The sequence below is a fragment of the Massilimicrobiota sp. An80 genome (genome assembly GCF_002159255.1).
In the GTDB taxonomy this organism is placed as follows: domain Bacteria; phylum Bacillota_I; class Bacilli_A; order Erysipelotrichales; family Coprobacillaceae; genus Allocoprobacillus; species Allocoprobacillus merdigallinarum.
This window is the reverse complement of the sequence record NZ_NFHI01000073.1, coordinates 1-7,633: the sequence shown is the minus strand read 5'-3', so window position 1 is coordinate 7,633 and position 7,633 is coordinate 1. Positions and strand designations below refer to the sequence as shown.

Sequence of the window (7,633 nt, the reverse complement as noted above, 5' to 3'; positions counted from 1 at the left end):
ATTCGACCCAACAGAAAATACAAGCGACATGTCAAGCCAAAGACTGTCGTATGCTTTAACTATAGATATAACTAACATAGTTTATTATATACCTTGACAGATGTAGTTTCAAGACTACACTTTTTGAGCTTGAGTAAATATTAAAAACCAGGAAAAATATATTTCCATACAATTCCTGGTTAAATATTGTCATCTTAACTTAATGACATTGCTTCGTATGGTTTTTTCTTTTTCTTACTCATATACTTTCTTGCCTTTCATCAATTTTAAATGCTTCTCTCATCCTCTCATAACAATTATGACTATTGTTTTACTCAAATAACATCCCAAATTCATTGATTTTATTAACACTTTCAATTAACTAAAAGATACCAAAAATGAATTATGGTTAAAACATTTCATTATTAAAGAATATTCCTCTTATTTGATAATTGTCTTAATAAGTTGCATCATAATATCTTTATCTTCTGGTCTTGACGTTGCGACTAATATCGTTAAAGTCGCTAAAGCATCATTATTAATTCTTTCTTTTCCATTTTTATATAATGCATTGTTCTTTTCTAAAAAATATAAAAATATTGTTGCCCCTATTCTTTTATTACCATCAATAAAGCTATGGTTTTTAACAATAAAATATAATAATGCACTTGCTTTGTCTTCAAGTGTTGGATATAAGTGATTTCCTCCAAAACTTTGATATATGGTTGATATACTACTTTTAAATGAATCATCTCTTTCAATTGCAAATTGATCTCCTTGGTTTGCAAACATTGTATTGTGTATCAATTTTATACATTCATCATATTGAATAACATAAACATCTTTTTGTCCTTCAGGTACTTCTAAAGTATGATGATCATAATCATCTAATATTTTAAAACCTCTTTGATAAGCTTTTAAAAATTCTAACATAGCATCACTCGATGGTAATTTCCCACCTGCTTCTTTATATTGATCCAGCATTTTTGTAACATATTCAATATCTTGAAAATGTCTATCATTTATAACATATCCTTTTAATAAGTATTCTCTTAATATATTATGAGCCCATTTTCTAAAAAGAATACCATTTTTAGATTTTACTCTATATCCAATACTTATTATCATATCTAAGTTATAATATTCAATTTGTCGAGTCACTTGACGAGTGCCTTCTTTTTGAACTGTCGCAAATTTTGCGACAGTTGAATTATCTAATTCTTCTTTTAATGCATTATTAATATGTCTCCCTATTGTCTTGATATCTCTATCAAACAATTGTGATAATTGTTCTCTATTTAACCATACTGTTTCCTTATTAGAATCAATAGTAACATCTAATACAAAATCTCCATTTTTAAATTGTACAACTTCATTTCTTTCTACTATATCAATCATAATATCACCTTCTTCATCTGAAATTTTATTAATTAACTTATTATATCATTTATTTACATTTATTTCATTAACAAGCACAAAAAAAGACCCAAGATATAATCTTGAATCTTTTTCCGTATTTGTTTTGATTAACGTTTTGAGAACTCCGAAACCTTATAAAATAAGGGTTTTTAAGCCTATTTGTCGCTTACTTGTTGCATTGCCATAACCACTCACAAAACTTATATCCACTTATTCTGTATTATTATTAGATGATAATACAGCTTCAATCTGAGCAATAAATTGTTCCTTATCAGGCATATATGTTACATATTTTGAAGCAAAAATATTATTACTCAAGCCTCCTAATGCATACTGCATATCAACATTGCCTTTGTCAGTGCATAAAATCAATCCAATTGGTGGATTATCATTTTCGTCATTAATTTCTGCTGTATAATAATTCAAGTACATATTAAGTTGCCCAACTGCTTCAGGCATTAATTTGATAGTTTTTAATTCTATCAATACATAAGATCTTAAAATTTTATTATAGAAAACCATATCAACATAATAATGAGTATTCCCGAACGTTACTCTTTGCTGAGTTCCTACAAACATAAATCCTTTTCCAAGTTCCAAAAGAAACTTTTCAATTTGTCTAACAAGAGCTTCTTCCAAATCAGATTCCATCATTGGTTTATTTTCTGGCAGACCTAGAAATTCAAAAACATAAGGATCTTTTACTATATCTTCTGGTTTGGCAATTTCATTTCCTTTTAGCGCTAATTCAAGAACCTTCTTTTTATTAGTCTCCCCCATTTGATAATAACAACCTTTCGAATAATGAAGAGCTAATTTGTCTTTTTAACTCTCTTACTGACCAATTTGCATTAATTGCTTCTTTTTCATAGAAACTACGTTTGTCATCATCAGATATATATAATAATTCGCAATAATGAGTCCAGCTCAATTTTCCAGTCACTGACTGGAAAATTGGATATTTCGTATAGAACATTTTCATGTTATATAAATTAGATTGTGAAAAACCTTTTCCAAATTTATTAGTAAGATTTTTTGAAATAGCAAGTCATTGTTTTTTCCCATATTCACCACGATTATTCTTCAATTCATCTTCAACAATAACACGACCAATATTCCAATAAGCATTTAAAAGTTCATTATTTACTTGTTTTGCGACATTATTTCTAGCATTTGTGATAATACTAGCAATTTCATTTACTAATGCCTCATTGTTTAACAAATTATTTTCCACAATCAACTACTCCTTTCAATATTAATTATTCTTATTATACCCTTATTTTAAAAAGAAAAAAAAGAAGCATCTAAACTTCTTACAAAGTCTAAATACTTCTCTAATCTTCTCACAACAATTATTACTAACGTTTTGAGAACTCCGAAGCCTTATAAAACAAAGGCTTTTAAGTCTATTTGTCGTTTACTTGTTGCATTGCCAAAACGACATATCACACCTATTTACGTTATAGCTAGTATTTTATAGTTTCATAACTACTTTTCAACTCAAAGAAATACCTGTTTTTCTTTATATTGATATAATTTCGATTTTCATACTCTACAAACTGGAATTTATTGTTTTGCTTCTCCACAATACCATAAATATATTGAATATACAAGCATAGCAATCAGTCCTATTACCAATAGAACATTCACTTTAATTATAAATACAGACAAAAGAGTATTTGTCAATCCATGAAAAACACTACAAGCAAAAACACATTTCGTTTTTTTGTAAATTGTCGCCAGCCAAAAGCTCAGTATAACAGCTAACGCTAAGAAAAATAGAAATGGCATATTTTGTTGCGATGAGCCATTTACAAACCAAAGGGGAATATGCCAAATTCCCCACACAACACCCGTAATGATTGTGGCTATAGGGAAATTCAATTTTTCCTCTAATAAAGGCTGCATAACACCTCTCCAACCTAATTCTTCTTCGCCGCCATATATAAATGTTGCTTGAAGAAAGATTAAAGGCATCAAATACCATGGTAATGCGGAATTAAATTCCCTTGACGATAAACCTATTGTCAGTATTTCAAAAATAGAAAATAAAAACAAAAAAATCAATGATTTCTTTCTGTAGCCAAAAATAAAATGTAATATAGATTTAACCGTGTTTTTTTCTTCTAAGACAAAGAAAGTTGCTATTGTCGGTCCGAATCCTCCTATAATATGTAAAATAGTGCCTAAAGGATGCGAAAATGGGATAATATTTAAACTCGTTAACACAGCAAGTCCAGACCAGGCTATCCCTGTAATAACAAATGTAATTATAAGAAATTTTGCTAACCGTTTAGTATCCAATTCAGTATATCTCCTTTTCAAATTACAATTTTCAAACCATCTTACTCATTATTAAAGCAATAATTAAAGCAATTATTGCAAATCCAACTATGGTTCCCAGCCATTTGACTATTTTCATTTTTGTAGGAATATAAGGTTTTAATTCTTCTGTATTGGGTATATCCCACGCTTTTGTATGTTCTACCCAATACCAGTCAACAAAAAATCTATCAAATAGTCCCATTATATACATTATAAATAAACTTTGAATAAAAATATTTCCAAACTCTTTTGCATCATTTATATAGCAAACCATTAATGGCACTAGAATAAAACAAGGTAAGTATAAAACTATAATTGATATAATGCTTTGTTTCTTTATTTCTTTTTGAGTAGTATATCCTAATTTTATTGCTTTTTCTTGAACATTCTTTTCGTAAAATACAGTAAATTTTTCAGGACCATTTGCTATACCAATAACACAAAACATTAAAAGTATAAAACATAATACTATACCTTCCATTAGTAACATTAGAATTAACATTAAAATCAACTCGCTTTCAAATTTCAATTTATCTAACTAAATTATCTCATGTGGAGTTTTTTATTACAAGATAATTTAACTTACATGCTTATTTTTCACAATAGGATGTTTGCTGAGATAATCAGATAGAGTAATACTTTTTGTATCATGAAATACGATATCCTTATCTTCATCTACATCTCGATACACAAGATGATTTTGTTCATCTATCACATCATAGAGAAATATGGTTAGTTTTTTTGTATCTTACTTGTCGCTTACCGTTTTTAATTTATAAATATACAAAAAAACTCAAATCGAGTTTTAGCCGATAAATAAAGGCTTTTGCTGATTTGAGTTTCTTTGAATTGTTCTGGGTATTCCCAAAAATTAACGTTTTGAGAACTCCGAAACCTTATAAACTATGGGTTTTTAAGCCTATTTGTCGCTTACTTGTTGCATTGCCAAAACATCTTATAACTATTTAACATGAGTATTCACATAAATTAAAATGAGAGGCGCGCAGGTCCTCTCACAACGTACATATATAATACCTTAATTTTTTCTATATGTAAAGTATTATTTGATTTTTCTATTGTGAATTATAGAAAAATCAAATTTTGTATTGTATTCTGTGTTAGTTTCTTCAATAATTTCATCTATTTTTTGTCTTAAAGGTAATGTTAAATTTTCATTAAATAAAAAATTTGACCAATGACAAATTGAAATATATCCTAAAAAGAAGATTGAATAGAACTTTCCTTTAACAATATAGGGAGATTGTTTTCCTAAAATATTGGAATGATGAGATATTTTATTACGTAGCATATGGATAGATTTCAAATCAACTCTACTGGGATCTATTAGCCCTTTCAACGGGTGAATAGAAAAAGAATAAATAAAAGCAGAAAATGCCTATGAAATAAGGATATTTCATGATTATATTATAATCTCATGAATAATTAAGGTATACTATATTATTGTGTCTATTAGGTGATAAGTATAAAAGAGACTATAACTTTTAAAGACTGTAAATCTTTAGAAATAATAGTCTCTTTTATTAACCACAAAACACTTAATTGTATTAGTACATTCAAAAAACATCTTACAACTATAATATAAATTTTATGCATTTCTTGAATCATATATGTCTTAAAAAATATATTTTAGTGCATTTAGCCTGATTTATTCAATGTACTAGTGTTGCTATTTTTCTTCCATTCCTAACTTCTTTTATGAAATATTCTCGAACGGATTTATATAATTTAAATCTTTGTTGAGCTTCATCTGGATTAGAATTATATACTTTCCAAGTCCCAATCATAATGCAAGATTGCGACTCAATAAATCCAATCACATCCTCTAAAGGATAACCTAATAAAACTCCTATTTCATGTGGATACTCAATAGATTCATTCAATCTTTTTTCTAAATGATTAAATACCGAATGAATTGAAAATTTTTTATACCCATAAAGTGAAAGAAAATGCTTTACTTCATCTCTATTAAGTAATGATTCTAATTGCTTTTTTGAAAAAACAAAAATAGTAACTCTACTATTTAAAGATTGAAAAATATGTATATATATATTTTTGGTTTTTAAAATTTGATTATATGTTTTAATAATTTCATCAATATCTTCTAATTTTGACTTTTCTAAATGAAACATATTTGCAACCTTACATTTACATAAAGTTGGAGCACAATGGTGAGCTAATAATTCCTCGAAATATTCTTGTTTAGACATTATCAATAATATCTTGAATAGCAGAAACATCAGCATCTGTTCCATTATTTTCAAATCTGTAAAGACATGGAACATCAAATTCCTGACTAATTATATCTCCGGCTTTACAAAAAGCCTCACCATAACCTTTGTCACCAGATACAATTACACCTTGTATAAAATTTGAATTATTTGTTAAAAAATCAGAAACTTCTATTGGTACTTCTCCATATCCATCAGTATAAGTAAACAATAAATATGGTTCAGAAACAATTTCTTTACCTGTTTTAATTTGTAAAGATTCAGAAATCAATAATTGATCAATCATTAATTGAACATTTCCAGTTCTACTTGCATAAACAACTTTCATATTTACCTCCTGGTTAGCTATTGCTAACTTCTATGTTATAATAATATAGCAATTTTAATTACATGTAAAGAATTTTTATAATTTTTAACCATTTTCCCTTTATAGATAGGCTAAAAATCTAATTTTTTTTGGCTATTTAATTGAAAGGGGAAATTGATATGGCCTATAATCATCAAAAAGAAGAATTAAAATGGAAAAGTAAAAAAAGCCTGGGGAAGATTTTATGAAATTCATGGTTATAGTCCTGGATTTACTGGTGATGGATGGAAATGCGCAAAACAACTTGTGAATGCTCATCCAGATAAATTCAAAATTTCTAGTACTCCAGCAGTAGGAGCCATCTTTTCTTGCATTGGACGAAATCATGTTGGTATCGTTATCGGATGGGATGGTACTAATATAACCATTCAAGAAGGAAACTTAGATGGAAAGACTAATTCATTTGCAGAAGCAAAAAAAGACTGGCATACAGTTACCTATACGCTCAGTCAATTTGTTTCTATCTGTCATGGCGTTGAATTCGCCATTCCAATTTAATTAACGATTATATTTCTTATATCTTCTTAGTACTAGAATTGAAGCACTGGATGCGATCGCAAACATTGCCCACAAATACAAGTTAGTTTGCTCACCTGTTTCTGGAACTGTAGTTGTTTCTTTAACTTTAACAGTAAAGTAAGCTTCTATAGTTCCATTATTAAATTCTAGGCAAATCTGATGCTTTCCTGCTGATAAAGTATCTAAGAAAGAGGATTTTAAAGTAAGGATCGTACTTCCAGATTTGATATCATAATTTGTATCCTTTAATTCTTTTCCATCTACAAGAACTTTCTTGAATTCATTGATATCTGTATCAACTTTAAAAGTTAATCCATCTTTGCTTCCTTTTGTCCATTCTTGATTAGCACCACTGATTAACTTAGGAAGTTTCGCAATAATCGTATCTTCTAAAGTAATTTCATGTTCTGCTTTTTCATCACTGAAATATTTATCGCATACTTCACAATACCAATATTCGATATTTCCAGTATCGGTACTAGTCGGTGCTTTCGCTTCTGTCTTGGTCAGCTTGTGTCTGATAGCCGGGATGTCTGCCACATCCTTCGTATCCGTGTGAGTCTTGCCGTTAAATTCAACAGTCGCCGTATAAGTGGTTACGCCTGCTTCCGTGCAGGTGGCAGGGATCTTTACTGCTGATGTAATCTTTACTTTCAGAGTTTCCTTATGAGTTTCATCCTTTTCACAGATAAATGTCACGGTGCAGGTTTTCCCGTCCTCTGACCAGTTCCAAACAGGTTCGCCATAGCTGTGACCGGTGGCCGGAATATCTGTC

At 29.0% G+C, this 7,633-nt stretch carries 8 protein-coding genes and 1 pseudogene; 1 reads left to right on the top strand and 8 read right to left on the bottom strand.

Going from position 1 to position 7,633, the window contains the following annotated elements; all coding sequences use genetic code 11:
- Nucleotides 1-420 precede the first annotated feature (420 nt).
- From B5G32_RS12935 to nrdI, 7 genes and pseudogenes are all read right to left on the bottom strand, one after another.
- A complete protein-coding gene (locus tag B5G32_RS12935) occupies nt 421-1,377 on the bottom strand; it encodes a type II toxin-antitoxin system death-on-curing family toxin (protein ID WP_224762644.1) in 957 nt (318 codons plus the stop codon).
- A 231-nt stretch (nt 1,378-1,608) separates the two neighbouring features.
- The gene (locus B5G32_RS12930; protein ID WP_239386258.1) at nt 1,609-2,178 is read right to left on the bottom strand and encodes a PDDEXK nuclease domain-containing protein; all 570 of its coding nucleotides are present in this window, start codon (nt 2,176-2,178) and stop codon (nt 1,609-1,611) included.
- Nucleotides 2,165-2,632: pseudogene (locus B5G32_RS14200) on the bottom strand (DUF1016 N-terminal domain-containing protein). The gene B5G32_RS12930 and the pseudogene B5G32_RS14200 overlap by 14 nt, the downstream one beginning before the upstream one ends.
- 332 nt (nt 2,633-2,964) lie before the next feature.
- Nucleotides 2,965-3,702 (bottom strand): CPBP family intramembrane glutamic endopeptidase, encoded by a 738-nt coding sequence (locus B5G32_RS12920; protein ID WP_074087771.1) that lies wholly within the window; start codon nt 3,700-3,702, stop codon nt 2,965-2,967.
- Between the two features lie 31 nt (nt 3,703-3,733).
- Entirely contained in the window at nt 3,734-4,225 is a 492-nt protein-coding gene (locus tag B5G32_RS12915; RefSeq protein WP_087936890.1) for a hypothetical protein, read from the bottom strand.
- Nucleotides 4,226-5,393: 1,168 nt separating this feature from the next.
- Nucleotides 5,394-5,951: a DUF3793 family protein gene (locus B5G32_RS12905; RefSeq protein WP_158094030.1), complete on the bottom strand. Its 558-nt coding sequence runs from the start codon at nt 5,949-5,951 to the stop codon at nt 5,394-5,396.
- Nucleotides 5,944-6,300, bottom strand: a complete 357-nt coding sequence (nrdI, locus tag B5G32_RS12900) for a class Ib ribonucleoside-diphosphate reductase assembly flavoprotein NrdI (protein ID WP_087245433.1) — start codon at nt 6,298-6,300, stop codon at nt 5,944-5,946. Before nrdI ends, B5G32_RS12905 begins: the two co-directional genes overlap by 8 nt.
- Nucleotides 6,301-6,585: 285 nt before the next feature.
- Between nrdI and B5G32_RS12895 the strand changes: the two genes are divergently transcribed.
- The gene (locus tag B5G32_RS12895; protein ID WP_087936887.1) at nt 6,586-6,837 is read left to right on the top strand and encodes a CHAP domain-containing protein; all 252 of its coding nucleotides are present in this window, start codon (nt 6,586-6,588) and stop codon (nt 6,835-6,837) included.
- Here B5G32_RS12895 and B5G32_RS12890 read toward each other — a convergent pair.
- A partial coding sequence (locus B5G32_RS12890) for an LPXTG cell wall anchor domain-containing protein (protein WP_143746656.1) occupies nt 6,838-7,633 on the bottom strand: 796 nt, incomplete at its 5' end.